Origin of the sequence: Aquimarina acroporae (genome assembly GCF_023195925.1) — a bacterium.
Lineage (GTDB): Bacteria > Bacteroidota > Bacteroidia > Flavobacteriales > Flavobacteriaceae > Aquimarina > Aquimarina acroporae.
Genome location: NZ_JALPRE010000016.1, coordinates 45293 through 69893, shown reverse-complemented (window position 1 = coordinate 69893; position 24601 = coordinate 45293). Strand labels below are relative to the sequence as shown.

Genomic DNA, 24601 nt, shown 5'->3' with positions numbered 1-24601 from the left:
ATCTTAAGTTTTAGAGATTTTTAGGAGTGAATTTGATTCACAACTTGTCTTATTTTTACCAAATTACTCAGTAGTTTTTCCAAATGATCTAAGTGTAGCATATTGGCTCCATCACTCTTTGCGTTTGCAGGGTCAAAATGAGTTTCCATAAAAAGACCATCAACACCAGTAACGATCCCTGCACGGGCAATGGTTTCTATCATGTCCGGGCGGCCTCCAGTAACACCACTAGATTGGTTAGGTTGTTGTAACGAATGAGTGACATCTAATACTGTGGTGCCGTATTGTTTCATTGTCGGAATTCCTCTGAAGTCTACAATCATATCCTGATACCCAAACATGGTACCACGATCAGTAATCATGGCATTGTCATTACCACTATCTGTAACTTTTTTAACCGCATGTTGCATGGCTTCAGGGCTCATAAATTGTCCTTTTTTAAGGTTTACAGTTTTACCAGTTTTGGCTGCAGCAACAACAAGATCTGTTTGACGAACCAAAAAGGCAGGAATTTGCAATATATCTACATACTCAGCAGCCATAGCCGCGTCTTCATTCTCATGAATATCTGTTACGGTAGGAATTTCGAAAGTTTCACCTACTTTTTTAAGAATCTTAAGCGCTTTTTCATTTCCTATTCCAGTGAAACTGTCGATACGACTTCTATTTGCCTTTTTAAACGAGCCCTTAAAAACATAAGGTATTTTCAACTTTGAAGTAATTTCAACTACTTTTTCAGCAATTCGTAAAGCCATTTCTTCACCTTCTATAGCACAAGGGCCTGCCAGAAGAAAAAAGTTATTGGCATCAAGATTTTTTATGTTTTTAATATTAGAAAGATCCATATGTTTTGTTTAAAGAAAGCAAAGATAAACCTTTTCATTTTTGGAGTAAAACAATACATCGTAAAAGTAAAAATGGAGAGAAAATATTAGAAAAATGATGAGGGTGTAAGATTATCTAAATATGATGTTGTATTATGGTTATTTTATTAATTACATTTTCATATACAACCTGTCAAAATAACTCGTACCTTTGCACCCTTAAAAATGAGGCGTTTATGACAGCTATAAAAAATATTGCAATAATTGCTCACGTAGATCATGGTAAAACTACGCTGGTAGATAAGATTATGTACCATTGTCAATTATTTCGTGAGAATGAAAATACTGGAGATTTAATTTTAGATAACAATGATCTGGAACGTGAAAGAGGTATTACCATTACTTCAAAAAATGTTTCGGTAACCTATAAAGGAACTAAAATTAATATTATTGATACTCCTGGTCACGCCGATTTTGGAGGAGAAGTGGAGCGTGTTTTAAACATGGCAGATGGAGTATTACTTTTGGTAGATGCATTTGAAGGGCCAATGCCACAAACTCGATTTGTACTTCAGAAAGCAATAGATTTAGGACTAAAACCTTGTGTTGTTGTAAATAAGGTTGATAAAGAAAACTGCACCCCAGATGAAGTTCATGAAAAAGTATTCGACCTTATGTTTGAACTAGGAGCAGAGGAGTGGCAGTTAGATTTTCCTACGGTTTATGGTTCTGCTAAGAACAATTGGATGAGTGAAGACTGGCAAAAGGAAACCGATAATATTGAACCTTTATTAGATATGGTGATCGAGCATATTCCTTCACCTAAGATTGAAGAAGGTACACCACAGATGCTAATTACCTCATTAGATTTCTCTTCTTTCACAGGACGTATTGCGATTGGTCGTTTACAAAGAGGAACGTTAACCGAAGGAATGCAAGTTTCATTGGTAAAACGAGATGGTAGTATTATAAAATCAAAAATAAAGGAGCTTCATACCTTCGAAGGACTTGGAAGGCGTAAAGTTGAAAAAGTAGAAGCTGGTGACATATGTGCATTGGTAGGTTTAGAAGGGTTTGAAATTGGGGATACTGTAGCCGATATCGAAAACCCTGAAGGATTAAAAACCATAGCTATCGATGAGCCAACGATGAGTATGTTGTTTACCATCAATGATTCGCCTTTCTTTGGTAAAGATGGAAAGTTTGTAACATCACGCCATATTAAAGAAAGATTGGAAAAAGAACTTGAAAAGAACCTTGCACTTAGAGTTCAAGAAACCGATAGTGCAGATAAATTTATGGTTTTTGGAAGAGGGGTACTGCATTTGTCTGTTCTTATTGAAACTATGAGAAGAGAAGGGTACGAATTGCAAATTGGACAACCTCAGGTTATTATTAAAGAAATAGACGGCGTTAAATGTGAACCAGTCGAGGAGTTAACTATTGATTTACCAGAACATGTATCTGGAAAAGCTGTAGAAATGGTATCACTTCGTAAAGGGGAAATGTTAAGTATGGAAGCTAAAGGCGAGCGAATGGTTTGTGAATTCTTAATTCCGTCAAGAGGAATTATAGGGTTAAGAAACCAGCTTTTAACAGCAACTGCGGGAGAAGCCATCATGGCACACCGCTTTAAAGAGTATCAGCCGTTAAAAGGAGATATCCCAGGACGAATTAATGGTTCTTTGGTTTCTATGGAAAAAGGAACTGCTATTCCGTATTCTATAGATAAACTTCAGGAAAGAGGAAAGTTCTTTATCGATCCGGGAGAAGATATTTATGAAGGACAGGTAATAGGAGAAAACTCTCGTGGAGATGATATGACCGTAAATGTTACCAAAACCAAAAAACTTTCGAATGTGCGTTCTGCAGGAGCAGATGATAAAGCGAAAATTGTACCTGCGATTAAGTTTTCACTAGAAGAAGCCTTAGAATATATTCAAAAAGACGAATTGGTAGAGGTTACTCCAAACCATTTGAGATTAAGAAAGATTTTCTTGACCGAAGTAGAGCGAAAACGAAATAAAATAGTGTAGATATAAACCTTTTTATATACAAAAACCCCTAAGCTAAGTAGCTTAGGGGTTTTTCATCTCACACAAACATAATAAAATGCTTATCTTCTCATCGCATATCTACTAGCCCCCGGTAACTGTCTTAAAAAGCCTTTGAGAGCTTTTAGATCTACGATCATGATTCCATAAAATAATTTCATAACCATACTTTTTTAAATTAATCCCTTTTTCAACCTTTTCGAAGAAATACTTCTTCTTTACATAAAGACTACACTAACTAGACCAAGTTCCATAAAACAGAAAGATTTATAAAAACTTTAAGACTTTGACCTGGAAATTATTGATTTATCCTTTAAGTATTTTTTGATTATAAAATTCTAAAGAATAGCTATTAAGAATGATATAAAATGTAAAAATCCTAAGCTGGGGGAAGCTCAGGATTTTTTATCGATATTTTGGGGTAAATTGGGGTATGATTTTGGGGGCTAATCCAATGTATTCGGGTAATTCATTTGGGGGCTTTCGGTATTTTGGGGCGAATTGCCATAAATGATTCCTTCAATTCTACATTACAAATGTAAGAATATACATCCATGTGTAACTTGTAAAAAACAACAAATAATCGGTAAAAAGTAATTTTTTTTCGACCAAATACGCAATTTTCGACGGTTTTACTATTTTTTGAAAGCAAGAAAGGCGTAGTGTAGGGTTGTTATCCCTTTCTTTGTACTACTTCAAAAACTTTGTTTCCATCACATTTTAACGTTTTAGAAGGGTATTTTAGCAGTAAAGCATAATCATGAGTCGCCATGAGGATGGTATTTCCATTTTTGTTAATGTCCTGAAGTACTTCCATAACTTCTACAGAAGTTTGTGGATCAAGATTACCGGTAGGCTCATCGGCTAATATCAATTCAGGGTCATTAAGTAAGGCCCGGGCAATAGCCACACGTTGTTGTTCCCCTCCAGATAATTGATAGGGAAACTTAAAATCTTTAGTTTTCATACCCACTTTGTCCAGAACATCGTCAATCTTAGAATCCATCCCTTTTTCATCAGTCCAACCGGTGGCTTTTAATACAAACAAGAGGTTATCTTTTACAGTTCTGTCGTTTAGCAGTTTAAAATCCTGAAAAACGATACCCAGTTTTCTTCGTAAGAATGGAATTTGATTTTCTTGCAAACTTGGTAGGTCAAAATCTACAATACTTCCTTCACCTTCTAACAATGGAAGATCTCCATATAAAGTCTTCATAAAACTACTCTTCCCAGTACCCGTTTTTCCGATTAGGTAAACAAAATCTCCTTTATTTACTTCTACATTAACATCAGATAAAATGAGACTTTCTCTCTGGTAGATAGAAGCGTTTTTGAGGTTTAATACCGTATTAGACATAGTTTATGATTCTGAAGATTAATAATATTGGTAAAAGTAAAAAGTTTTCGCATAAAAAATTAGGTTGGCAGATTGTTTTTGAGGATTCTTATTCAATAACAGTGAATAAGAATAAATATTTTGTTACCCCTTTTGTATTCACTTTGAGTTTCTTTTTCATATTGGTCTTAAACAATTATATGTTTAAGTGTAATTATCTTCAAAATCTTTCGTTATTAGTATGAAGATTAGGCTATCTTTAACACAAAATTTATTCGCGGGAAACGATATTTACCTTTTGATTGTAATACTTAGTTAGATGAACAAATACATCACCTCGATGCTTTTTGTGATTGGCCTTTATGCAAGCCTTTCTGCACAGCAATCCGCAATTTATACAAATGAATTGGTACTGTATAACCAAGCACTGGAGTTATATAATAATAATCAGTTTTTGGCAGCGCAAAATTTATTTGATAAAGTTAGAGATCAAGTAGATGACGAAAAAATTGATGCCGATTGTACCTACTATATTGCCAATTGCGCTGTTTGGTTAAACCAAAAAGGAGCCGATCAACTTCTGGAAGATTTCGTTGAGAAATACCCCACTAGTATTAAGCGAAATTCTGCTTATCTCGATGCTGCTACCTATTATTTTGACAATGGAAAATATGCCTATGCCAGAAAATGGTATGACAAGGTAGATACGTCTAATTTAAGCCGTAAGGAACAGGAAAAATTCAATTTTAATTATGGATATGCCTACTTTAAAATTCAACGATTCAACGAAGCAAAAAAATACCTGAAAAAAGTTCAGGATTCTCAAGAGTATGGTGCTAAGGCAAAATATTATTTAGGTTTTATTGCATATGAAGGAGATAATTATCAGGAAGCCGATAAACTTTTTGATGAGGTTAAAGACTTAGATGAGTATAATAAAAATTTGTCTTACTTTCAGAGTGATATGAATTTCAAATCGGGTAATTTTGAAGAAGCGATACAAGAAGGATTATCACAACTACCAAAATCTAAACCCTCAGAGAAATCAGAATTAAATAAAATCATTGGGGAGAGCTATTTTAATTTACAAGAATATGAAAAAGCGATTTCATATTTAAAGGCATATCGGGGTAGAAAAGGAAAATGGAATAATACTGATTATTACTATCTAGGATATGCCTATTACAAAAATGAGGATTATGAAAATGCAATTTCCGAGTTCAATAAAATTGTAGATGGTCGAAATGCAACCGCTCAAAATGCATATTATCATTTAGCAGAATCATATTTAAATACCGGACAAAAGCAGCAGGCGTTAAATGCATTTAAAAATGCTTCAGAAATGAATTTTGATGCTAAAATTAATGAAGATGCCCTTTACAATTATGGTAAGCTTAGTTATGATGTAGGAAACTCCTATGAAAGTACTCCTGGAGTATTACTGCGATTTTTAGATGAGTATCCCAACACAGAATATAAAGAAGAGATCAAAGAGTTACTCATAAGTTCTTATATCACTTCAAAAAACTATCGAGAAGCTATGGATCTTCTTGAGGAGAGTCGAAATTTTGCCGATAAAGGAGTATATCAAAAAGTAGCTTTTTATAGAGCTATAGAACTATACAACGAGAATAACCTTAACGAAGCTATTGAATTTTTTGATAAATCGTTGAAATATCGGGTTGATCCTATCTTTACTTCTCGAGCCATATATTGGCAAGCCGAAGCGCATTATTTATTAAACGATTTTGATCAAGCTCTTATAGGATTTAAAGACTTTCAAGGAAGTGCAGGTGCTTCTACTTCTACAGAATATAAGCAACTGTCTTACAATCTTGGGTATACCTATTTTAAACTGAAACAATATACCCAAGCGGCAAAGTATTTTGAAGCGTTTTCTAAGGAAGCTGATCTAGATGAGGCTAGAGAAATAGATACCTATTTAAGACTGGGAGATAGCCATTTTATATCCAGTAAATATTGGCCAGCCATGGAAGCTTACAATAAGGCGATTAAAAAAAATGGTCCCGATGCAGATTATGCACACTATCAAAAGGCTATAAGCTACGGTTTTGTTAATAAGAACGATCAGAAGATTAGAGATTTAGAAATGTTTTTAAAAAAATACACTAGATCTACATACCGTGACGATGCTATGTTTGCTTTGGGAGATGTATATATTTCTGAAAACAAAATTGATAGAGGGATTGAAGCTTATGATCGTTTAATACGAGATATGTCTAGAAGCTCATATGTGCCTAAAGCTTTATTGAAACAAGGTTTAGTTTTTTACAATGGTGATCAAAGTAATAGAGCATTATCTAAGTTTAAACGTGTAGCTGCCGACTATCCAGGAACAGATGAAGCGATACAAGCAGTAAATACAGCACGATTAATCTATGTCGATTTGGGAAGAACAGACGAATACGCATCATGGGTAAAAGGTTTAAGTTTTGTTGATGTAAGTGATGCAGATCTCGATAATACCTCTTTTGAAGCTGCCGAAAAACAGTTTCTTGATAACAACGAAACCGGAGCCATTAATGGTTTTGAAAAATACCTTAACGAATTTCCAAATGGTTTACATGCTTTAAAAAGTCATTTTCAACTGGCACAATTATATTTTAAAAGAGGTGATAAAGATCAAAGTATTCCGCATTATGAGTTTGTGTTACAAAGTGATCGTAATGAATTTACAGAACAAGCTTTGGCAAGACTATCTCAAATACACCTTGAGAATCGCAGCTATGAAAAAGCAATTCCAATACTGCAAAGACTTGAAATTGATGCCGATTATCCTCAAAATATCATTTTTGCGCAATCAAACTTAATGAAATCGCATTACCAGTTATTGAATTATCAAGAAACCATAACATATGCAGATAAAGTTTTGGCTAATCCTAAAATTCAAAATGATGTAAAAAGCGATGCTAAAATATTTACTGCCCGTGCAGCTTTACAAACTAATAATTTGATTCGGGCAAAAGAAGCATATGCAGAGGTTCAAAAAATAGCTACAGGGGAGTTGGCAGCAGAAGCATTATATTATGATGCGTACTTCAAGAATCTGGATAATAATTTTAAAGAGTCAAACATTACCATTCAAAAATTAGCCAAGGATTATCCTGGATATCGTTTATATGGTTCCAAAGGCTTAGTGTTAATGGCTAAAAATTTCTACGGACTTAAAGATGCGTATCAGGCAACCTATATTTTGGAGAGCGTTATTAAGAATTTTGCTGATTATCCTGATGTAGTCGATGAAGCCACTGTTGAACTAAGAAAAATCAAAGCCGAAGAGGCAAAAACTAATTCATCCATCCAAACAACCGAACAGTAATAATCAGTTTTAAAACGATTTGTATTTTATGATGAAGTATTTTAAGAACGTATTTACTTTTATCTGTGTAAGCGTAATAAGTTGGGGAACTTTGGCGCAAGAAAAAGAAGATGAAACTCTAGAAACAGAACGAGTAGTTATCGTTAAAGCATATACTCCTACCATTAGTGATGCGTTTAAGGTAAAATCTACACCAATTCTCAACGATTCTATTACACAAAAGAAACAGGATATTCGATATAGTATTTTTTCAGTTCCTGTTGCTTCAACATACACGCCGGCAAAGGGAAGAGCTGCAAATATTGATAGACCTAAACCCATTAAGATATTTGATAATTATGCTACTTTGGGATTTGGGAATTTTACTTCTGCGTTGGCAGAATTTTATAGCAACTTTCAGCTCAATCGATCTGATAATGTAGGCCTGTATTTGCATCATAATTCTTCTCAGGGAGGAATAGAAGAGATATCCCTAGACGATAAGTTTTATAATACATTTTTAGATCTTAACTATACATCCAGAACTCGAAAATATACGTATGGGTTAGAGTTAGGAGCAGAACATCAGTTGTATAATTGGTATGGTTTGCCAGAAACACCCGCGTTAACCCAGGAGCAGATTAATGCCATTGATCCGCAACAAAATTATTTTGGAGTGAGATTAGGAGGGAAATTACAGTTTGATGATCTGTACTTTAAAAAAGCTTCATTGCGATATCAGTTTTTTGGAGATGCTTTGAGTTCTGTAGAGCATCATGTGGTTGCAAAACCTACTTTTGAGTTTGAAATAGGGGATTCCTTAATTACTACAAACTTTATAGTCGATTACCTGAGCGGAAGTTTTGATCGAGATTTGGATCCTATTTTACAGACACCAAATAATTATGGAATTTTAAACGTAGGTGTAAACCCAAGTTTGGTTATTTTAAAAGATAATCTTACTGTGAATTTAGGAGCCGCGGTATATTATAGTATAGATACCGAAAATAGTGATAACGATCTTTTTATTTATCCCAAGATAACAGCATCTTACAGGTTAATCGATGATGCAGTAATTGCTTATGGGGGATTAGAAGGAGACCTTATTCAGAATTCTTATAGAGATGCAGTGCAAACCAATCCATTTGTATCTCCTACTTTGGTAATAGAGCCTACCAACAGATTATATGATGCCTATTTTGGGCTAAAAGGAAAATTCTCTGATGTAGTAAGTTATAATTTTAGAGGGAGTTATATTTCTGAAGATGAAAAACCACTTTTTGTAAATAACCAAAGAGCTGTTGTTCCCTTAGAAGGATATGATTATGGAAATTCTTTTTCCTATCGATATGATGATGTAATTACTTTAGTGGGCTATGGTGAACTTAATTTTGAAATCAATAAAAAATTCAAGTTGGGGGTAGCAGCAGAGTATTTTAATTATGATAATGAGGATGAGCAAGAAGCTTGGAATTTACCCGATGTTAAGGCATCTATTTCGTTGGATTATCAAATTAGTAAGCAGTGGTTTACAGGAGCGCAGTTGTTTTATGTAGGAGAACGAAAAGATATAAATAACGAGGTTGCTATTGTTCCTACTTTACCTTTACCAACGGTTACCCTAGATAGTTATTTCGATGCCAATGTGAACCTGGGATATCGATTAAACGATCAACTTCTTTTCTTTGTTAAAGGAAACAATCTAGCGGGAGAAAACTATGAACGTTGGGTGAATTTCCCGGTTCAAGGCATACAGGTTTTAGGAGGTGTTACGTATAAGTTTAATTATTAGGGAATCTTATTTTGTTGATCTTCTGATAACTAAAATTACGTTGGGTATAATTTTTGTTGTATTTTAGGTAAAAATGACCCCTATGAGAACCTTTTTACTATTCCTTTTTGGTTTGATTTCAACTTTGGTGTTTTCGCAGAAAAACTTTAAGCTGTACTACGAAGAAACTCCTAATGGATTTACCATACTGGCAGATAATGATGAGTATAGTCCCGTATCAGCTCTGATGAACTTTAGATTAGAAAACTTAGCTTCATCCAATGGGAACAATAAAGTTTTTGTAGCACCGCCAAGGACTAAAAAGTATGTAATTACCGAGTTAACTGTAATCGATAGGAAAAAACGTATAAAACTAGGCTACGAATCTACTTATAACCATGGAAACCATAATCTAACGGCATATGATGAAGATTTTAAATATCAATTACCATTTGAAAAAGGTGCTACGTTTTGGTTATCGCAGGGTTACAATGGTAAGATCTCACATCAAAACGAATATGCTTTAGATTTTAAAATGCCCACTGGTACTAAGATTTATGCTGCTAGAGAAGGTGTGGTTATTCAAATCGAAGAGAGTTTCGAGAAAAGTTGTACAACCTCAGAATGTGCCAAATTCAATAATTTTATTCTGGTGTATCATAGTGATGGTACATTTGCCGAGTATACCCACATTAAAAAAAACGGTGCCGTAGTAAAAGAGGGTGATGCCATTAAAATGGGACAGTTTATTGGTTATAGTGGTGATGTGGGTTGGGCGACAGGTCCTCATCTACACTTTGTGGTTTTCTTTCAGCGACTAAAAGAAAGAGTCACATTGAAAACAAAATTCTTGACCAGTAGAGGAAAGGAAGCCATCATTTTATCAGAAAAAGAGCAATATACCCGATACTATTAAGAAGTAGTTTATTGGGAAAAGGCTTGAGGATTAACTTGCGATTATAGTCACCCCCTGTTTTCAGGTGTTTTGATTTCATTGTTTATAGTGTTTTAAGAATATATAAACCGCGATACCTTGCAGTATCTAATTTAGGTTTATCAGTATCAACTTTTAATACTATATAAAATGAGAAATATCAACTTGAATACCTGGTTCACTCTTTTTGCTTTGTTGTTTGTTTTAGCTGGTGTATGTAGTATACTTAATAATGCATATGAACAAGAAACGTTAGTTTTTACTCCTACGACGACTTTTTTAATTAAGTTATATCCCATACTTAACTTTCCAACAAATGGGTTAGGGTATAATGAACTTATAAACGGATTGTATGGTATTTTAGGAGGACTAGTTATAAATGTGTTGTTATACTCTTTTGCGCTAGAACGTTTTGTATACAGTATTAAAAGTTTATATCAAAGACTAATGATATTCTAGTTTTTCTTGCACTATTAATGTGTCGTATCATATCGTTTGAATATATAAAGATTGTTAATAGCTCTTTCATTTCTTATTGCTTTCATTATCTTTCGTAATTCAAATAAAAACGAAGAAAAATGATCAGAAAAATAATGGCCATAACGATTTTGACCATAACTTTTACAGCATGCAAAAAAGAAGCTAAAACTGAGGGTCTTTCCCATGAAGAAGTTGATATAAGTGCTAAATTCAATGAAATGTTGGATAGTTATTACGAGGAGGGATTACAACTAAATCCTGTTCAAGCTACCTTCACCGGAGATAATCGTTTTAATGATCAATTCCCTAATCCACTTGCAGAGGAAACCGTAAATAAATTAAAAGGATATTATACGAAGTATAAAGAAGAATTATCTCAATTTGATGATACATCATTATCGGGAAGTGAGAAAATGACAAAGGCCATTTTAAAATGGGAATGTGATATGAACCTGGCAGCTTTTAATTTCAAAAGTGATTATTTTCCAATTGATCAAATGTGGTCAATAAATTTGGTAATGGGCCAGTTGGCAAGCGGTGCTAGTGCACAACCTTTTAAAACTGTAGAAGACTATCATAATTGGTTAAAACGCTTAGAAGGTTATCTTGGGTGGATGGCTTCTGCAAAAGCCAAAATGCAGGAAGGAATGAAAGAAGGCTACGTTTTACCGAAGTCCTTAATTGTAAAAGTACTTCCTCAGTTAGAAGCATTAACAGTTACTAACCTTGATGAACATCTTTTTTATACACCTGCCAAAAATTTTCCGGAAAACTTTTCCGAGGAAGATAAAAAAAGATTAACCGAAGTTTATACCAACATGGTACTGGAGAAGATTGTTCCAGCCTATGCTTCTTTGTATGAATTTATGAACAGTGAGTATCTGGCCGCTGGTCGTGAAAGTTCAGGTATTGCCAATATTCCTAATGGAGAGAATTACTATAATCATCAGATCAAGTTGTATACTACTACAGATATGACTGCAGATGAAATTCATAAACTTGGGCTTTCTGAAGTTGCACGAATTTCCTCTGAAATGGAAAAAGTAAAAGAACAAGTAGGGTTTAAAGGTGATTTGAAATCTTTTTTTGATCATGTACGAAACAAGAAAGAACTAATGCCCTTTACCGAACCACAACAAGTAATCGATAACTTTAACGCTATTCATGATCTAATGAAGCCTCAAATTGAAAAGTTATTCGATTTAAAACCAAAGACTCCTTTTGAAGTACGTCGTACCGAAGCGTTTAGGGAAAAATCTGCTAGTGCAGAATATAATCCGGGCTCTTTAGACGGTACAAGGCCTGGTGTTTTTTATACTCCAATTCCGGAAGTAAAGAAATATAATACTTATAGTGATGAATCTTTATTTTTACATGAAGCAATTCCTGGGCATCATTATCAAATCTCCTTAACTCAAGAAAGTGAGGAATTACCAAAGTTTAGAAAGACATTATGGTATAGTGGTTATGGTGAAGGATGGGCGCTCTATAGCGAATCACTCGGAAAAGAATTGGGCCTCTATACAGATCCATATCAGTATTTTGGAATGTTAGGAGCTGAAATGCATAGAGCCATTCGTTTGGTAGTTGATACAGGTTTGCACTCCAAGGGATGGACCAGGGAACAGGCGATTCAATATTCTTTAGATAATGAAGCCGAATCGGAAGCTGGGATTACTTCTGAAATTGAACGATATATGGCAAATCCTGGACAAGCTTTATCGTATAAAATAGGGCAGTTGAAAATTAGAGAATTAAGAAGTAAAGCAGAAAGAGAACTAGGCGATACTTTTGATATCAGACAATTTCATAATCAAGTATTGGAAACAGGTTGTGTTCCTTTAGCATTACTCGAAAATAAAATCAACGATTGGATAGCAAAAAGTAAATAGTCAAAATTTAACTTAAAAATAAGCCTTAAGAACAATATTGTTCTTAAGGCTTATTTTTTAGAAACTTGTATACGCTTTTAATACCTTTTGTCCTAGCATTTTTGCAGTGGTTAGATACAGAAATTGTTTCGGTTGTGTTGTTAAAAACTCACTCATCAACCATTGTTCCATATCATTAAAAATCTCTTTAAATAGATTTGGTCGATATCTGGTTATTGAACCTAAGTAAAAGATGGTGCAATAAATAATCATCTCGGTCGGATATCGATGTTGTTTTTGTTTGGATACGTACATATTGTAACCGCTATCTCCTACATAATACCATATTCCTTTATTCAAGATTTGTTGCGATAGCATATAATAATCTTCTCGTGCGGGGCTATACCTATCGGTTTGTAAGGTCTCAATAAGATATGGGATACCATCTATTTTTTCAATATTGTATCCCAGTTTTTTTAAGCTCGAAATATCACGACCATCACATTGTATCTTGGCTTTTATCCCTATTTCTTTACCGTTTTTGAAATATTCGGTCTTAGACAGCTTACAAAAAGCTTCATTTTTTCTATAAATTTCACTGTATGCTCTGTGAATACCAACACAATGTGAGAGTAGGTTCTTGAGGTTAATCGTGGTATTGGTTTCTATAGTTACACCATTAAACAATCGATACAATTCTGAGGCTACTTTTATTTTGCTGGTCTCTATGGGTTGTAAGGTTACCCCACTTTTATGAAATGTATTATTATTACGCTCACTTATTCCATGGAGATAGTTGATGTGCTGACCATAGTTATATTCTAAGTTCAATACTATTTTGGCAAGGTTAAGAAATGAATAGTAAAAGAGTAAAGGTTTTGTGTTTAAAGGAGCATTTTCTGCAGCGTTGTAGAAGTTTTTGGCCTGCTCAAGTAGAGAAAGTAAAAATTTCTTATCGGTATTCTTCTTTTTAATGACATAATCCCAAAATGCCCAAACATCTGATATAATAAGTTTTCGTTCATGGCCTAGGTAGACCAAATTTGTTTCTTTTGTAAATAAAGGGAATCCGTATTTTTCTTTTAGTTCTGTCATGCTGTAAGCTGGCTATAAAATAGTGTATAAAGCTAAAGTTTTTTTAATAAAATTGGTGCGTTAAACCGGGCTTTTACTTGCAACTATAGGTATCGATCTGATGGGTGTATATTATCATTTTGGGTCTAAAGACATTACATAGTCGTAGCTTTCGTTTAAGTATTGAGCTAGTTTGTCAAGATCTTTCAACATTACTTCAGGAATTAGTACATAGCCTTTCATAGTAGCTCCATATGATTTGTAAAAGGTAGTTTCAAACTCCTTCATGTATTTTTCTTGTACTTCTTTAGAAAATCGTATTCCTATTTCTCCAGCTTTATTAAAGAGAGAAAACATATATCCATTGGCCGAGGTGTAAGGCATGGTTTTTCCTTTTCTTTCAAATCTGGGACACTTTGCTATGAGTTGATCATAGATTGCTAATTTTTCTTCCCACATAGTATGTATCTTATTAGAGTTGTTTAATCATAGCGTTTTTGTTATTCATATCTTGAACAGACGTTGCATTTATTTTGATGTCCACAAAATCATAGTTATACGTGTCTTGAGCTTGAATGAAACTAGCTTTATGAAATACAAAAAAAGCTCCTTGTTTCTGCCAGTTTTCAAAAAGAGTGGTTACTTTTTCTCCAGAATCATTGATGGTAATATCAAATCCAAGAGGAAGAAAAGAATCGAAACTGTAATAAAAATTTACTGGTTGGTCGATACTGTTTTTGAATTGAATGTGAAATGCATTTTGGTTCTTAAATTGGGTAAACCCAATGAATCTAGGATTTTTATATCTTGTCTCTGGTGCGATGCTTAACCAATGTAACTCATGAGCTCGAGTAAAAAGTGTTACTTCAGGGCTTAAATTTTTATTAACTTCGTTTGTTATTAAATCCTTACTCCATGAGGAATTTTTTCCATGTTTTAAAATGATATGTTTTTGATCATAAAGCTGCTCCATTCTACCATCATTTTTTTGAGATAGTATAAGAGTTTTAAACCATTTTTCGGGACCTTCACAGTGCGCCAATGCATAAATAGATGAAGGAATAGCAGCGTCTACAAAACCTAAATGTATTTTTACCTGATCAAGAATATGTAGTGTAGTGGTAATTTCATCAGCTTCTGTATTTGCTGTGCTTATAATTTTCCATTGATCGTTAATTTTTTTAAGCACATTTTGCCAGGATACTAACCAATAAACTGGTTGTTCGCCCAAAACTCCTTTAACTGTTATAGAGCCAATATAACTTGCCATTGTTCCGTCATCAGAAATTTCAATAATAGGGTCAGAGCGTTTAATCATTTCATCAAAATCCATTGCCTCCAAATAAGATTGAGTGCCTTTTATTTTATTTGCTTTATTAACGATCTGCACATTTCCTTTTCTTACATCATACCATTGTTCAGCATTAGGCCGAAAAAATAACTCTGCATCTTTTTTATAATGTGCTTGTTCAGTTAAATCAATCAATGCTTGAATTTTTTGCTTTTCATTTTCAATATCAATAGACTTATGACATGATTGAGCCAAAAAAATAGAACACAAGAATACAGTTTTATATATGATGACAAAAACGTTTGGGAGTGCAGTTTTGAAACCTTTCATTTTACCTGATTTAGTATAAGCGAAGATGAGCTAGTATCTATTACAGATAAAATTATGGTTTTATTTCTTATAGTAAAGTTAAATGTTTAGTGCCTACTAGGGTGTTTTCTAAACAGGTGGTCTAGGGAAACAGTATTCAAATTAAGAAAACCTTAACCTTTTCACTTCTGGTGAATCGCTATTTTTAGCCTTTTAAAACACATCTCAACTCAACAATATTATGCAGAAAATTGCTTTTTTATTCATTAGTTCTTTATTCATTATTTCATGTCAGAAACCTGAGCCAGTAGATTTGGTTGTTATTAATGCCAATGTTTATACTGTCGAAGATGCAAACCCAAAAGCAGAAGCTTTTGCTATTAAAGATGGTAAGTTTATAGGGGTAGGTAGTAGTGAAGAAATATTAAATTCATATTCTTCAGACACAACCATTGATGCAGATGGAAAGACTATAGTTCCTGGTTTAATTGATGCTCATTGTCATTTCTACAATTTAGGAATGCAACTACAGAAGGTCGACCTTGTAGGTACGCAGAGCTATGATGAGGTGCTGGAACGCATCATAGCTTTCCAGAAGCAAAAAAATGTGACATTTATTACTGGTCGGGGATGGGATCAGAATGATTGGCAAGTTCAGGAGTTTCCGAACAAAAAGAGGTTAGATAGTCTATTTCCAGATACTCCGGTCGCTGTTCGCAGGGTGGATGGACATGCAATGCTAGCAAATCAAAAAGCACTTGATATGGCTGGTATTACTGCCGAAACTAAGGTTCCTGGAGGTGAGGTGATCCTAAAAGATGGTGAACTTACCGGAGTGTTGGTAGATACTCCAATGGGTATGGTTGATGCAGTGGTTCCAAAACCTACAGTTAAAGAACAGATTCAAGCCTTGAAAGATGCGGAAAAGATAAATTTTAGTTATGGATTGACGACAGTAGATGACGCAGGCCTTGGTCCAGAAGTGATCTCAATTATAGATAGTCTTCAGAAAAAGGAAGCTCTAAAAATAAGAATGTATGTTATGGTAAGCAATGTACCTGAGTATGTTGATTTATATCTTAAAAATGGTGTGCATAAAACAGATCAACTCAATGTATCTTCTTTTAAGGTATATGCCGACGGAGCTCTTGGATCTAGAGGAGCAGTATTGAAAGCTCCTTATAGTGATAAAGAAGATCATCATGGAGCTATGGTAATTGGAGTAGAAGAGTTTAAAACTCTGGCTAAACGATTAGCAGGCTCTCCTTTTCAAATGAATACACATGCTATTGGAGATTCTGCAAATGCAGTGGTGATGAAAACATACTATGATGTACTACAGAACAAGTCAGATAGAAGATGGAGAGTTGAGCATGCACAGGTAGTAGCGCCAGAAGAATTTGAAGCTTTAAATAATAACTTGGTAATGAGTGTGCAACCCACTCATGCCACCAGTGATATGTATTGGGCAGATGAACGATTGGGAGAGAAGCGAATAAAAGGAGCCTATGCTTATAAACAACTATTAAATAAAACAGGGATGCTGGCACTTGGTACAGATTATCCTGTAGAACACGTAAGCCCATTTTATACATTTTATGCTGCGGTAGCGAGAAAGGATCTTAAACAATATCCTGAAGGCGGTTTTCAGAAAGAGGATGCATTAAGTAGAGAAGAAACCCTGAAAGGAATGACCATTTGGGCAGCCTATAGTAATTTTGAAGAAACAGAAAAAGGAAGTATTACCAGTGGTAAATTTGCTGATTTTGTTATCCTTGAAGATAATATTATGGAAATCGAAGAGGATAAAATCCCTAATACTAAGGTTAAGGCAACATATATTAATGGAGAGCAAGTCTACGGTAACTAAGGACTATCTGCCGCCGTTTGCTTGTAAATCGGCAATACACTGTGCGTCAAGTTGAGGTACAGTGTTTCCCATGTTCATCATACCGCTTTCAAATTCTATTGCAGCCTCCATTAAACAATTAGGTACGTTACAGTGACCACTATTTTCAGGATCTTCATGATTCGATTGTAATGGGGTTCCTATATTTACTAAACCTAATAGATGAGCAAATTCATGGTTTAAAGTTGCAGTTTCTATAATATTTAGCATGGGAGCATTAGGATTTGTGCTCAATCGTCTTAAAGTGCCTTCATAAATTACTATTGAAGTATTACGATAAGCAGAACCTAAAGTAACTTGTCTATTGGTATCTCCACTTTTGCTTCCATCTGCAAAATATACATACACAGTGATTTCATCTCCTGCATTAAATAAAGATCGATTATTGTTTTCAATCTCAGCAATTTCTTCTATAGTAAAAGGAGCAAGGTTCGATGATGCTATAGAGCGTTGATTAATTGTGATACCGTCGGGTTTAAATAAACGATCTTCTAGAAACTGTTTAAAAGCATTTACGGCAGTTATGGTTGGTTCAAAACCTTGTACAGAAACCATTTCTACTGTTAAACTTGTAAAATTGGTACTACTCAAAAGGTCGTTTGATGAACTCCCAAGAGGTTGACGATTTTCTGCAGGAATAGATGTCGCAGATAATGGTGTACTATCATCATCGTCTGAACAACTCACCATGATAAAGGCAGAAAAGAAAAGGTATGCTAAAAACTTAGTTACTTGCACGAGATTTAGTTTTAGTTAAGGTGTGGTTCATTGTGTTTTATAAACGTAATTATATAACTAACGTCGCAAAACTCTGTTGCCACAAAGATTATACCATCTTACATGCTATGTAGAGATAATTTAGCTAAGTAGTCGTTATTTTCTCCTTCAAGTAACAATTCGCAGATAAAACCATTAGCATTTGCGGCATTTTGCAGTGTGTTGTAGTCAATATATAACCAATCAAACCAGTCTGAGGACAGGTTTTTGTAGATCATACGATATTGCATTTCTCCATAATACCCAGCAGAGGCATCTACCCAAAAACCGCCTTCCTCATCAGTATATAAATATGAAATATCAGAAGAGTCTATTAGCACTTGTCCATTTGGATTTAGTAAGGTTTTTAGGTGATTAAAAAAACGATCAATGTTTTCGAGTTTTCCTATTATACCACTACCGTTCATTAAAAATAGAAGTGTGTCATAAGAGTTTTCTTTATGCGCAAAGATATCTTCTTTAAGTGCTACCTTGACTCCTCTTTGTTTGGTTATATCTACTGCTCCTTCAGAAATATCGATAGCAGTAACATCAAGGTTCTTTTTATTTTGGAGATATAGAGAGTGACTACCAGCTCCGCACCCCACATCTAGAGTCTTTCCATACGAAAGATCTAATGCCATTTGTTCCAATTTTGGCATTTTAGAATAGTCTCGAAACAGGTAGGGTATAGGTATAACATCATCGTCGAAATCTGGAGCCTGTACCACAATATCCTCAGTATACTGTTGGTTAAAAAAGTCTTTCATCGCTTCACCAAAGATATCTTTGCTCATGTTCTTAAAGAGTAAATCGTAAATTGTAATTTTGTACCTATGCAGGAATTTATAGATCAATTGCCACAACTGGCCAAAGATAAACATAACGAGAACAAAAAGTTCTTTGCAAAGCTTAAAAAAAAGCCCCCGAAAAAGTTGGATCACATCATGCAAAATTTACATGATGATGAGTTTGAACAAACAGACTGTTTACAATGTGCAAACTGTTGCAAAACAACAGGACCTTTGTTTACAGATAAAGATGTTGAGCGTATCGCCAAGTTCTTCAAAATAAAGCCTCAGAAATTTGAAGAAACTTATTTACGAAGAGATGAAGAGGGGGATTTGGTATTGCAAGAGGTTCCTTGTACTTTTCTGGGGGCAGATAACTATTGTTCTATATACGAGGTACGACCCAAGGCTTGTCGTGAATATCCACATACTGACCGTAAAAAATTTCAACAAATCTCCAATTTAACTTTAAAGAATATAGCAATTTGTCCAGCTGCATATAATATTGTTGAAAAGATGAAGGCTATGTTATAATTTAATAACCCCTATATTCTTTAAAATATAGGGGTTATTGAGTAGTGTTTTATTTGTAAGACTATATGATTATAACCCTTTCTTTAAATCTTCGATAGTTTTTGCCATTACAACTCCAGGTAATTTAACAGGAGCAGCTACTTGTGCTAAGAATGTACCTTTTACTTCACCGGTTTTATAGGTAGTAAATCCAATTCTATATAATCCAACAGTCAGTGCTTTTAAAGGATCACTAGCCTCACTTTTATATCTTAACAGAGAGTTATAACTGCTTCCACTTGGTTGTTTTGGCATTTCGCTACTGTCATCATTCTTTGCTAAAGTTGTCCAGTTAGCACCTTTAACAGCATCTTCGCTAATTTTGTCTTTACTAACGATATCTGAACGCTCTAAGGTAATATAAGTATCAAAGAAATCATTCGATCCTGCGTTTTCAGTATATGCAGTAGCTTCGGTAGCTCCTTTAATTTTCGTTTTACCTACTGGAGACATCATTCTCACACCAAGTTCTGGAGCAACAGCAGGAACCCAAACATAGATATAGTAGAATTTTTTCCCCTCTTTTACCTCGTCTTCGTTACCAGGAGCAGCATACCCTAAGTACGATACTACATCAGTATAAGGAATTTTAATAGTTTTAGGACCGACTTTTTTCTCAGTTAAACCTCCAAACTTTTTTAATTTTTGAGCTTGAGCAGCAGTAGTAAAAACTAGGGCAAATGCACTTAATAAAATTAAGGTTTTTGTTTTCATAATAATTGATTTAGTTATAGTTATTCTTGATAAATTAGACCTGTTTATATACTGTAGAGTAATTTATTATACAAAACATAGACAAATATGGGTTTTTATACAAGAAAGAACACCAATTGTTAATTAATATATCATTAACAATGTAAAAACAAGATGACCCGACTTTACCCTATTAGATTGTAGTGTTTTGTGATATCAGATAAATTTCGAGTCATCTTTACAACAATAATTATATTTTAGAAATCTATATCATCTCCAGCTTTGGCCGATGCAAATTCGGCGTTATATTTTTCCATGAGTTCTCCCATTTTTAGAGCCATACGAGTATCTGTAGCCATTTTTGGCGTCCAGTGAGCTCCAACAGAGCTCCAGTCGTTAACAGAAAGTCCATACTCCTGTAAAATTGAAGCAGCATCTTTTCCTTGTGTGGCACCCATATTTTGATGACACATAATCTTTACATAAAGTTCAAAGTCTTCCATGACATTGGTTAAGCCGCTGTTTGCGGTGTTAGTTTCTGCTCCAGATTCTTCATTAGTTTCCTTGGAGGAAAACTTTCCAATATTCGAATTCGTAAAGGCGTCTCCATATACTTTGGCAATGGCAAATGTAGTGTCTTGAGACATTCTTGCGTTCCACTCTGCAGAAACTTCATCCCAGATAGGTTTTTCGGTTCCCACAACTTGCAGAACTTCTTCAAGATCCATACCTCCGGCAATTTTGGCATTGGCTGCTGCCCAAGTTTCCATATCGATCCCCGAAATAGGATCTAATAATCCACCGGCTTCTGCGGCTTCTATATGAGAATTCATTTGAGCATCTAACTTTGCTTGTTGCTCTTTTAAAAAGTCATCGGCGGCATCATATGCTTTTTCCTGTGCATCATCCAGTAAAGCAATTCCCCATAAAAAATGTTTTTCATTAGAAAAACCGTATTCTTGAATTTGATTGTTAAACGCTTCATCATTATCTCCTTTACTATTTTTAATTTCATTTAGAATATTAGATGCATCGTCATGCGAAAGTTCACGAACTTGCTCTGGCATTTCAAATTTATGCACGTATCCGTATCTTCTAATACCAACCGGGAATTGATTATTTAGATCTACCCAATGAGGCTCGTTAAGATTAGGTTTAAATGGCCAAACATCATGATTTTCACTGGCATCTAGATTCTGAAAAGATAAATCTGCACATGGCCATGTAGAATAGTCATAGCTATGCCAATTCATACGATCTAGTTGTGTTAAATAATCTCGATACTCGTCTTTGTTTTTTCCGGTTACATTTTGATATAGTTCATTTACTGTGCTCATACTATTAAATTTTTAGTGATTGATTTTTGTTTTTATAAGTGTGATAATATTTCCTGCTTTTTCTGTTTGTATTCTTGTTCATCGATGAATCCTGCATCAAACATTTTCTTTAGTTTTTCAAGTTTTTGCATTAGATCATCTTCTGGCGAGTTATTTTGATTAAGAGCGTTTTGCTGAGGTGAAGAAGTTTGCCCTTGATTATTTTGGTTATTCATCATATTACCCAACATTTGCCCCATTCCCAGTCCAGCTCCCATTTGCATACCTAGGTTTCCGCCTCCTTCATTTTTTGCCATATTTTTTAAAGCTTCCAGCTGTTGGTAATCTTGATAACTAACCCCAAGTTCTTTCATAGCTTGAGCTTCTGCGCTCATATCTGCAATTCTACCTATTCTTGTCTTGGTTTCTTCGTCAAAGCTGGTGCCTTCTATTCTAAAGTCCAGTAATTCAAATCCCAAATCATCAAAAATCTCGATACTGGCGTTCTTTGAGAATGCTGCTATTTCATTTCGATGTTTGTCAATTTCTACATAGCTAAAGGATGCATTTGCAAGAAAATCACTTATCGGTTGAGTGATTCTGGAGAGTATCACCTTTTGTATGGCTCTAACCGGATAATAATCATCTCCTGCTATTACGTTTGTGAAAAAATCAATGGGCTTAGTGATTTTGAAAGAAAAGTTTCCAAAAGCGCCCAAACCAACAGGAAAGTTATAAACTGGGTCTTTATAGGTAATGGGCGAAGGAGTTCCCCAGCGTATATTTTGCATTTCTGCTTTTCGGTAAAAGTAGATCCCAACTTTATGTGCAGATTCAAATTTGTACATAATACTTTTGATCGTAGTCCAAAATGGAATATTCCCAGTTTTAAGATCGTACAGCCCTTCTTTTTCAAAAAAGCCTTTTACTTCACCTTCATACACAAAAAGACATCCTTGTCCTGGGCCTACAATAAGTTTCGAAGCATTCTTAATTTCATCTCCATCTTCGGTCCATTTTTCAAAAAGAGTTTCTGGCTTTGGATTTTGCCATTCGATTACCGATCGCAGTTGATTACTAAATGAATTTGACATATCTTTTTCTTTTATAAATTATTGGTAGTTGGTTAAAAATGCCGTTTTGGCTTTGAGGTCTTTCTCATACCTGTCTTCATATTCGGGTATGATTTCGATGCGTTTTTTTAGGTACGCTTCTACATATTTTTGATATTGCGATGCTAACGCTACTTTACTATATATTTCAGAATCTCTTAGATGATTTTGGAATTTAAATTCTTCGTAGCGTAAGTAATGTGTTAAACCAGCTTCTTCTCCTAGGGCATGTATGGCAAAATGCTCAATATTCCTGGCTTTGGTTCCAGGTTCAAATGTATTTACAGTTTGACAATAGGAACAGGTGCTATAGTAGGATCTGAAGAAATTATCTTTTACAGGAAGTTTTGCCTGGCATTGGGTACAACAAAAATCTTTGGTTAAAATATCTTTGACCTCTATCAATAATTTATTTGCTGCATCTGCGAAAATTTTGACTTCGTATTTTTTTAATTGCTGTTCTAAATTAAACCTGAGAGTATGCCCTTTATCTCGTTCTTTATTAAAAGTTTCTGAGCCAAAATCTACACCAATATCCAAAAAGGCATCTTCAACTTTTTCTTGCCATGTATCATCTATTTTGTAAATAAGATCAGTGGCTTGTGAGTAAATTCCTTGCCATGCATTGCTAAAAGTGGTTGTTTCAAAATCTGTTGCTTCAAATAGCATGGGTAAAGCAGCTTCTGTTTTTTGGAGTATTTCTTGGAAACGTTCTTCGATTTTTTTGAGAAAACTGTCCCACCTGTGTTGTGTATTACTGAAAGACATCTTAATGTAAGGAATTAGAATTAGTAAAATGGATTTCCGCAGAAATCACAGTATTGTAGATCGGTATCTTCAGGTCTGGCCGCTCCGCAACTTTTACATTTTTTAGTTTCAAGACCAGCATTTGTTTCTTCGTACTTTTTGGTTGATGAGATTGCGTTGGCAAGGATATCATCCAAAAGATTTTTTTCTTCTTCGGGTTTTTCGTTATTCTTTTCTTGCATCTCTAATTTTTAAAGTGAATTAAAACGTATAACCCTTATGCTACCGAAGTAAGACATAAGGGTTAACTGGGTCAGTTGATCATATTCCAAATAATATATTATAACCCTTTCTTTAAATCAGCAATTGTTTTCGCCATAACTACTCCAGGTAACTTGATGGGGGCAGCCACCTGCGCAAGAAAAGTACCTTTTACTTCTCCTGTCTTATACGTTGTGAAACCAATTCTGTATAACCCAACTGTAAGTGCTTTTAAAGGATCGCTAGCTTGACTCTTATATCTTAAAAGTGAGTTGTAGTTGCTTCCACTAGGTTGTTTTGGCATTTCACTACTATCATCGTTACGCTCTAGAGTTACCCAGTTTGCACTTTTTGCAGCGTCTTCACTAATATTGTCTTTACTCACAATGTCAGATCTTTCTAAAGTCACGTAAGTGTCAAAAAAGTCCTTAGAACTGGCATTATCTTGATATGCTTGAGAAGAAGTTGCTCCTTTTATTTTTGCTTTTCCAACAGGAGACATCATTCTAACACCTAATTCTGGAGCTACTGCAGGAATCCAAACATAGATGTAATAAAATTTCTTTCCGTCTTTTACTTCATCTTCATTTCCAGGAGCAGCATACCCTAAGTAAGACACAACATCGGTATATGGTACCTTGATGGTTTTTGGTCCTATCTTTTTTTCAACAGAACTACCGAATTTTTTTAGTTTTTGAGCGTAAGTTGTAGCGTTACTTCCGAAAGCTAGAATAGCAAGTACAATTAAAATTTTTGTTTTCATTTTTAAAATTTAGATGTTAATTAATAATTGATTAGTTTTTATTTTGCCAGGTATGGCATCGCCATAATAAAGAGTATAGCGAAGGCTAGAATAATGAGCCCAATAAAGTGATACCAAGGTGTTTTAATATGGCTTCTTTTAAAGTCTTCAAAATTCTCAAGTAATTCTTGATTCTGAATTTCTCTTTTCTCAAAAGCTCCTTTGCAATGCCCGCAGACGGTATACACCTTTTTACCAATTGGGAAAAATGGGATCCAAAAAACGTGAACGTACTTTTTATATCCTTGTACCCACATATTATTTTGTGTATTGCAATGAGGGCAGTTTCCCTTATCCAGTTTTTGAGGTGCGATTGTCGAAGAACCAGTTCCAAATATGATCATAGTATAGAAGTTAGTTAACTATTTTTAGAGCTAT

The 24601-nt window shown here is 34.6% G+C and carries 22 protein-coding genes; 8 read left to right on the top strand and 14 right to left on the bottom strand.

Annotated features, from left to right (window positions below; translation table 11 throughout):
- Positions 1 to 20: 20 nt before the first annotated feature.
- Positions 21 to 845: a 3-deoxy-8-phosphooctulonate synthase gene (gene kdsA, locus M0D21_RS20085; protein ID WP_248332828.1), complete on the bottom strand. Its 825-nt coding sequence runs from the start codon at positions 843 to 845 to the stop codon at positions 21 to 23.
- Between the two features lie 215 nt (positions 846 to 1060).
- Between kdsA and typA the strand changes: the two genes are divergently transcribed.
- Positions 1061 to 2860, top strand: a complete 1800-nt coding sequence (gene typA / locus M0D21_RS20080) for a translational GTPase TypA (protein ID WP_248332826.1) — start codon at positions 1061 to 1063, stop codon at positions 2858 to 2860.
- 691 nt (positions 2861 to 3551) lie between these two features.
- Here the strand turns inward: typA and M0D21_RS20075 are convergent.
- Entirely contained in the window at positions 3552 to 4235 is a 684-nt protein-coding gene (locus M0D21_RS20075) for a cell division ATP-binding protein FtsE (protein ID WP_248332824.1), read from the bottom strand.
- Positions 4236 to 4533: 298 nt separating this feature from the next.
- Between M0D21_RS20075 and M0D21_RS20070 the strand changes: the two genes are divergently transcribed.
- The 5 genes from M0D21_RS20070 (at position 4534) to M0D21_RS20050 (ending at position 12610) form a co-directional block, all read left to right on the top strand.
- The gene (locus M0D21_RS20070) at positions 4534 to 7554 is read left to right on the top strand and encodes a tetratricopeptide repeat protein (RefSeq protein ID WP_248332822.1); all 3021 of its coding nucleotides are present in this window, start codon (positions 4534 to 4536) and stop codon (positions 7552 to 7554) included.
- Between the two features lie 28 nt (positions 7555 to 7582).
- Positions 7583 to 9325, top strand: coding sequence for a TonB-dependent receptor (locus tag M0D21_RS20065; RefSeq protein WP_248332820.1), 1743 nt, complete (start codon positions 7583 to 7585; stop codon positions 9323 to 9325).
- 82 nt (positions 9326 to 9407) lie between these two features.
- On the top strand, positions 9408 to 10220 hold the full coding sequence (locus M0D21_RS20060) for a M23 family metallopeptidase (RefSeq protein ID WP_248332817.1): 813 nt from the start codon (positions 9408 to 9410) through the stop codon (positions 10218 to 10220).
- 168 nt (positions 10221 to 10388) lie between these two features.
- Entirely contained in the window at positions 10389 to 10697 is a 309-nt protein-coding gene (locus tag M0D21_RS20055) for a hypothetical protein (protein ID WP_248332816.1), read from the top strand.
- A gap of 119 nt (positions 10698 to 10816) precedes the next feature.
- Positions 10817 to 12610, top strand: a complete 1794-nt coding sequence (locus tag M0D21_RS20050) for a DUF885 domain-containing protein (protein WP_248332814.1) — start codon at positions 10817 to 10819, stop codon at positions 12608 to 12610.
- A gap of 57 nt (positions 12611 to 12667) precedes the next feature.
- Here the strand turns inward: M0D21_RS20050 and M0D21_RS20045 are convergent, their stop codons facing one another.
- From M0D21_RS20045 to M0D21_RS20035, 3 genes are all read right to left on the bottom strand, one after another.
- A complete protein-coding gene (locus M0D21_RS20045; protein ID WP_248332812.1) occupies positions 12668 to 13684 on the bottom strand; it encodes a YaaC family protein in 1017 nt (338 codons plus the stop codon).
- A 114-nt stretch (positions 13685 to 13798) separates the two neighbouring features.
- Positions 13799 to 14122, bottom strand: a complete 324-nt coding sequence (locus M0D21_RS20040) for a hypothetical protein (protein WP_248332810.1) — start codon at positions 14120 to 14122, stop codon at positions 13799 to 13801.
- 13 nt (positions 14123 to 14135) lie between these two features.
- Positions 14136 to 15284, bottom strand: coding sequence for a hypothetical protein (locus tag M0D21_RS20035; protein WP_248332808.1), 1149 nt, complete (start codon positions 15282 to 15284; stop codon positions 14136 to 14138).
- A 220-nt stretch (positions 15285 to 15504) separates the two neighbouring features.
- Here M0D21_RS20035 and M0D21_RS20030 point away from each other — a divergent pair, with 220 nt between their 5' ends.
- Positions 15505 to 17133: an amidohydrolase gene (locus M0D21_RS20030; RefSeq protein ID WP_248332806.1), complete on the top strand. Its 1629-nt coding sequence runs from the start codon at positions 15505 to 15507 to the stop codon at positions 17131 to 17133.
- 3 nt (positions 17134 to 17136) lie between these two features.
- Here the strand turns inward: M0D21_RS20030 and M0D21_RS20025 are convergent, their stop codons facing one another.
- Together M0D21_RS20025 and M0D21_RS20020 are read right to left on the bottom strand one after the other, a co-directional pair.
- On the bottom strand, positions 17137 to 17910 hold the full coding sequence (locus M0D21_RS20025; protein ID WP_248332804.1) for a hypothetical protein: 774 nt from the start codon (positions 17908 to 17910) through the stop codon (positions 17137 to 17139).
- Between the two features lie 98 nt (positions 17911 to 18008).
- Entirely contained in the window at positions 18009 to 18725 is a 717-nt protein-coding gene (locus M0D21_RS20020) for a class I SAM-dependent methyltransferase (protein ID WP_248332802.1), read from the bottom strand.
- 39 nt (positions 18726 to 18764) lie between these two features.
- On the opposite strand from M0D21_RS20020, the gene M0D21_RS20015 reads away from it, so the two are divergent.
- Complete coding sequence (locus M0D21_RS20015; RefSeq protein WP_248332800.1) at positions 18765 to 19253, top strand: YkgJ family cysteine cluster protein; 489 nt, start codon at positions 18765 to 18767, stop codon at positions 19251 to 19253.
- Between the two features lie 69 nt (positions 19254 to 19322).
- Here the strand turns inward: M0D21_RS20015 and M0D21_RS20010 are convergent, their stop codons facing one another.
- From M0D21_RS20010 to M0D21_RS19980, 7 genes are all read right to left on the bottom strand, one after another.
- Positions 19323 to 20006 (bottom strand): Lipl32 family lipoprotein, encoded by a 684-nt coding sequence (locus M0D21_RS20010; protein ID WP_248332798.1) that lies wholly within the window; start codon positions 20004 to 20006, stop codon positions 19323 to 19325.
- Between the two features lie 236 nt (positions 20007 to 20242).
- Complete coding sequence (locus tag M0D21_RS20005) at positions 20243 to 21322, bottom strand: DUF6620 family protein (RefSeq protein WP_248332796.1); 1080 nt, start codon at positions 21320 to 21322, stop codon at positions 20243 to 20245.
- A gap of 32 nt (positions 21323 to 21354) precedes the next feature.
- The gene (locus M0D21_RS20000; protein WP_248332794.1) at positions 21355 to 22395 is read right to left on the bottom strand and encodes an SPFH domain-containing protein; all 1041 of its coding nucleotides are present in this window, start codon (positions 22393 to 22395) and stop codon (positions 21355 to 21357) included.
- A gap of 18 nt (positions 22396 to 22413) precedes the next feature.
- Positions 22414 to 23181: a hypothetical protein gene (locus tag M0D21_RS19995; RefSeq protein WP_248332792.1), complete on the bottom strand. Its 768-nt coding sequence runs from the start codon at positions 23179 to 23181 to the stop codon at positions 22414 to 22416.
- A 20-nt stretch (positions 23182 to 23201) separates the two neighbouring features.
- The gene (locus M0D21_RS19990) at positions 23202 to 23402 is read right to left on the bottom strand and encodes a hypothetical protein (RefSeq protein WP_248332790.1); all 201 of its coding nucleotides are present in this window, start codon (positions 23400 to 23402) and stop codon (positions 23202 to 23204) included.
- A gap of 98 nt (positions 23403 to 23500) precedes the next feature.
- Positions 23501 to 24184 carry a Lipl32 family lipoprotein gene (locus tag M0D21_RS19985; RefSeq protein WP_248332788.1) on the bottom strand — a complete coding sequence of 228 codons (684 nt, stop codon included), beginning with the start codon at positions 24182 to 24184 and terminating at the stop codon, positions 23501 to 23503.
- 38 nt (positions 24185 to 24222) lie between these two features.
- Positions 24223 to 24567 (bottom strand): zinc-ribbon domain-containing protein, encoded by a 345-nt coding sequence (locus M0D21_RS19980; RefSeq protein WP_248332787.1) that lies wholly within the window; start codon positions 24565 to 24567, stop codon positions 24223 to 24225.
- Between the last annotated feature and the right edge of the window lie 34 nt (positions 24568 to 24601).

Excerpts from the sequence above, each read along its gene's own strand:
- M0D21_RS20055 (WP_248332816.1), top strand. The coding sequence starts at position 10,389 with ATGAGAAATATCAACTTGAATACCTGGTTCACTCTTTTTGCTTTGTTG.
- M0D21_RS20070 (WP_248332822.1), top strand. The coding sequence starts at position 4,534 with ATGAACAAATACATCACCTCGATGCTTTTTGTGATTGGCCTTTATGCA.
- M0D21_RS20035 (WP_248332808.1), bottom strand. The coding sequence starts at position 15,284 with ATGAAAGGTTTCAAAACTGCACTCCCAAACGTTTTTGTCATCATATAT.
- M0D21_RS20010 (WP_248332798.1), bottom strand. The coding sequence starts at position 20,006 with ATGAAAACAAAAACCTTAATTTTATTAAGTGCATTTGCCCTAGTTTTT.
- M0D21_RS20075 (WP_248332824.1), bottom strand. The coding sequence starts at position 4,235 with ATGTCTAATACGGTATTAAACCTCAAAAACGCTTCTATCTACCAGAGA.
- M0D21_RS20005 (WP_248332796.1), bottom strand. The coding sequence starts at position 21,322 with ATGAGCACAGTAAATGAACTATATCAAAATGTAACCGGAAAAAACAAA.
- typA (WP_248332826.1), top strand. The coding sequence starts at position 1,061 with ATGACAGCTATAAAAAATATTGCAATAATTGCTCACGTAGATCATGGT.
- M0D21_RS20000 (WP_248332794.1), bottom strand. The coding sequence starts at position 22,395 with ATGTCAAATTCATTTAGTAATCAACTGCGATCGGTAATCGAATGGCAA.
- M0D21_RS20065 (WP_248332820.1), top strand. The coding sequence starts at position 7,583 with ATGATGAAGTATTTTAAGAACGTATTTACTTTTATCTGTGTAAGCGTA.
- M0D21_RS19980 (WP_248332787.1), bottom strand. The coding sequence starts at position 24,567 with ATGATCATATTTGGAACTGGTTCTTCGACAATCGCACCTCAAAAACTG.
- M0D21_RS20045 (WP_248332812.1), bottom strand. The coding sequence starts at position 13,684 with ATGACAGAACTAAAAGAAAAATACGGATTCCCTTTATTTACAAAAGAA.
- kdsA (WP_248332828.1), bottom strand. The coding sequence starts at position 845 with ATGGATCTTTCTAATATTAAAAACATAAAAAATCTTGATGCCAATAAC.
- M0D21_RS20050 (WP_248332814.1), top strand. The coding sequence starts at position 10,817 with ATGATCAGAAAAATAATGGCCATAACGATTTTGACCATAACTTTTACA.
- M0D21_RS19985 (WP_248332788.1), bottom strand. The coding sequence starts at position 24,184 with ATGAAAACAAAAATTTTAATTGTACTTGCTATTCTAGCTTTCGGAAGT.
- M0D21_RS20020 (WP_248332802.1), bottom strand. The coding sequence starts at position 18,725 with ATGAGCAAAGATATCTTTGGTGAAGCGATGAAAGACTTTTTTAACCAA.
- M0D21_RS20015 (WP_248332800.1), top strand. The coding sequence starts at position 18,765 with ATGCAGGAATTTATAGATCAATTGCCACAACTGGCCAAAGATAAACAT.
- M0D21_RS19990 (WP_248332790.1), bottom strand. The coding sequence starts at position 23,402 with ATGCAAGAAAAGAATAACGAAAAACCCGAAGAAGAAAAAAATCTTTTG.
- M0D21_RS20030 (WP_248332806.1), top strand. The coding sequence starts at position 15,505 with ATGCAGAAAATTGCTTTTTTATTCATTAGTTCTTTATTCATTATTTCA.
- M0D21_RS20060 (WP_248332817.1), top strand. The coding sequence starts at position 9,408 with ATGAGAACCTTTTTACTATTCCTTTTTGGTTTGATTTCAACTTTGGTG.
- M0D21_RS20040 (WP_248332810.1), bottom strand. The coding sequence starts at position 14,122 with ATGTGGGAAGAAAAATTAGCAATCTATGATCAACTCATAGCAAAGTGT.
- M0D21_RS19995 (WP_248332792.1), bottom strand. The coding sequence starts at position 23,181 with ATGTCTTTCAGTAATACACAACACAGGTGGGACAGTTTTCTCAAAAAA.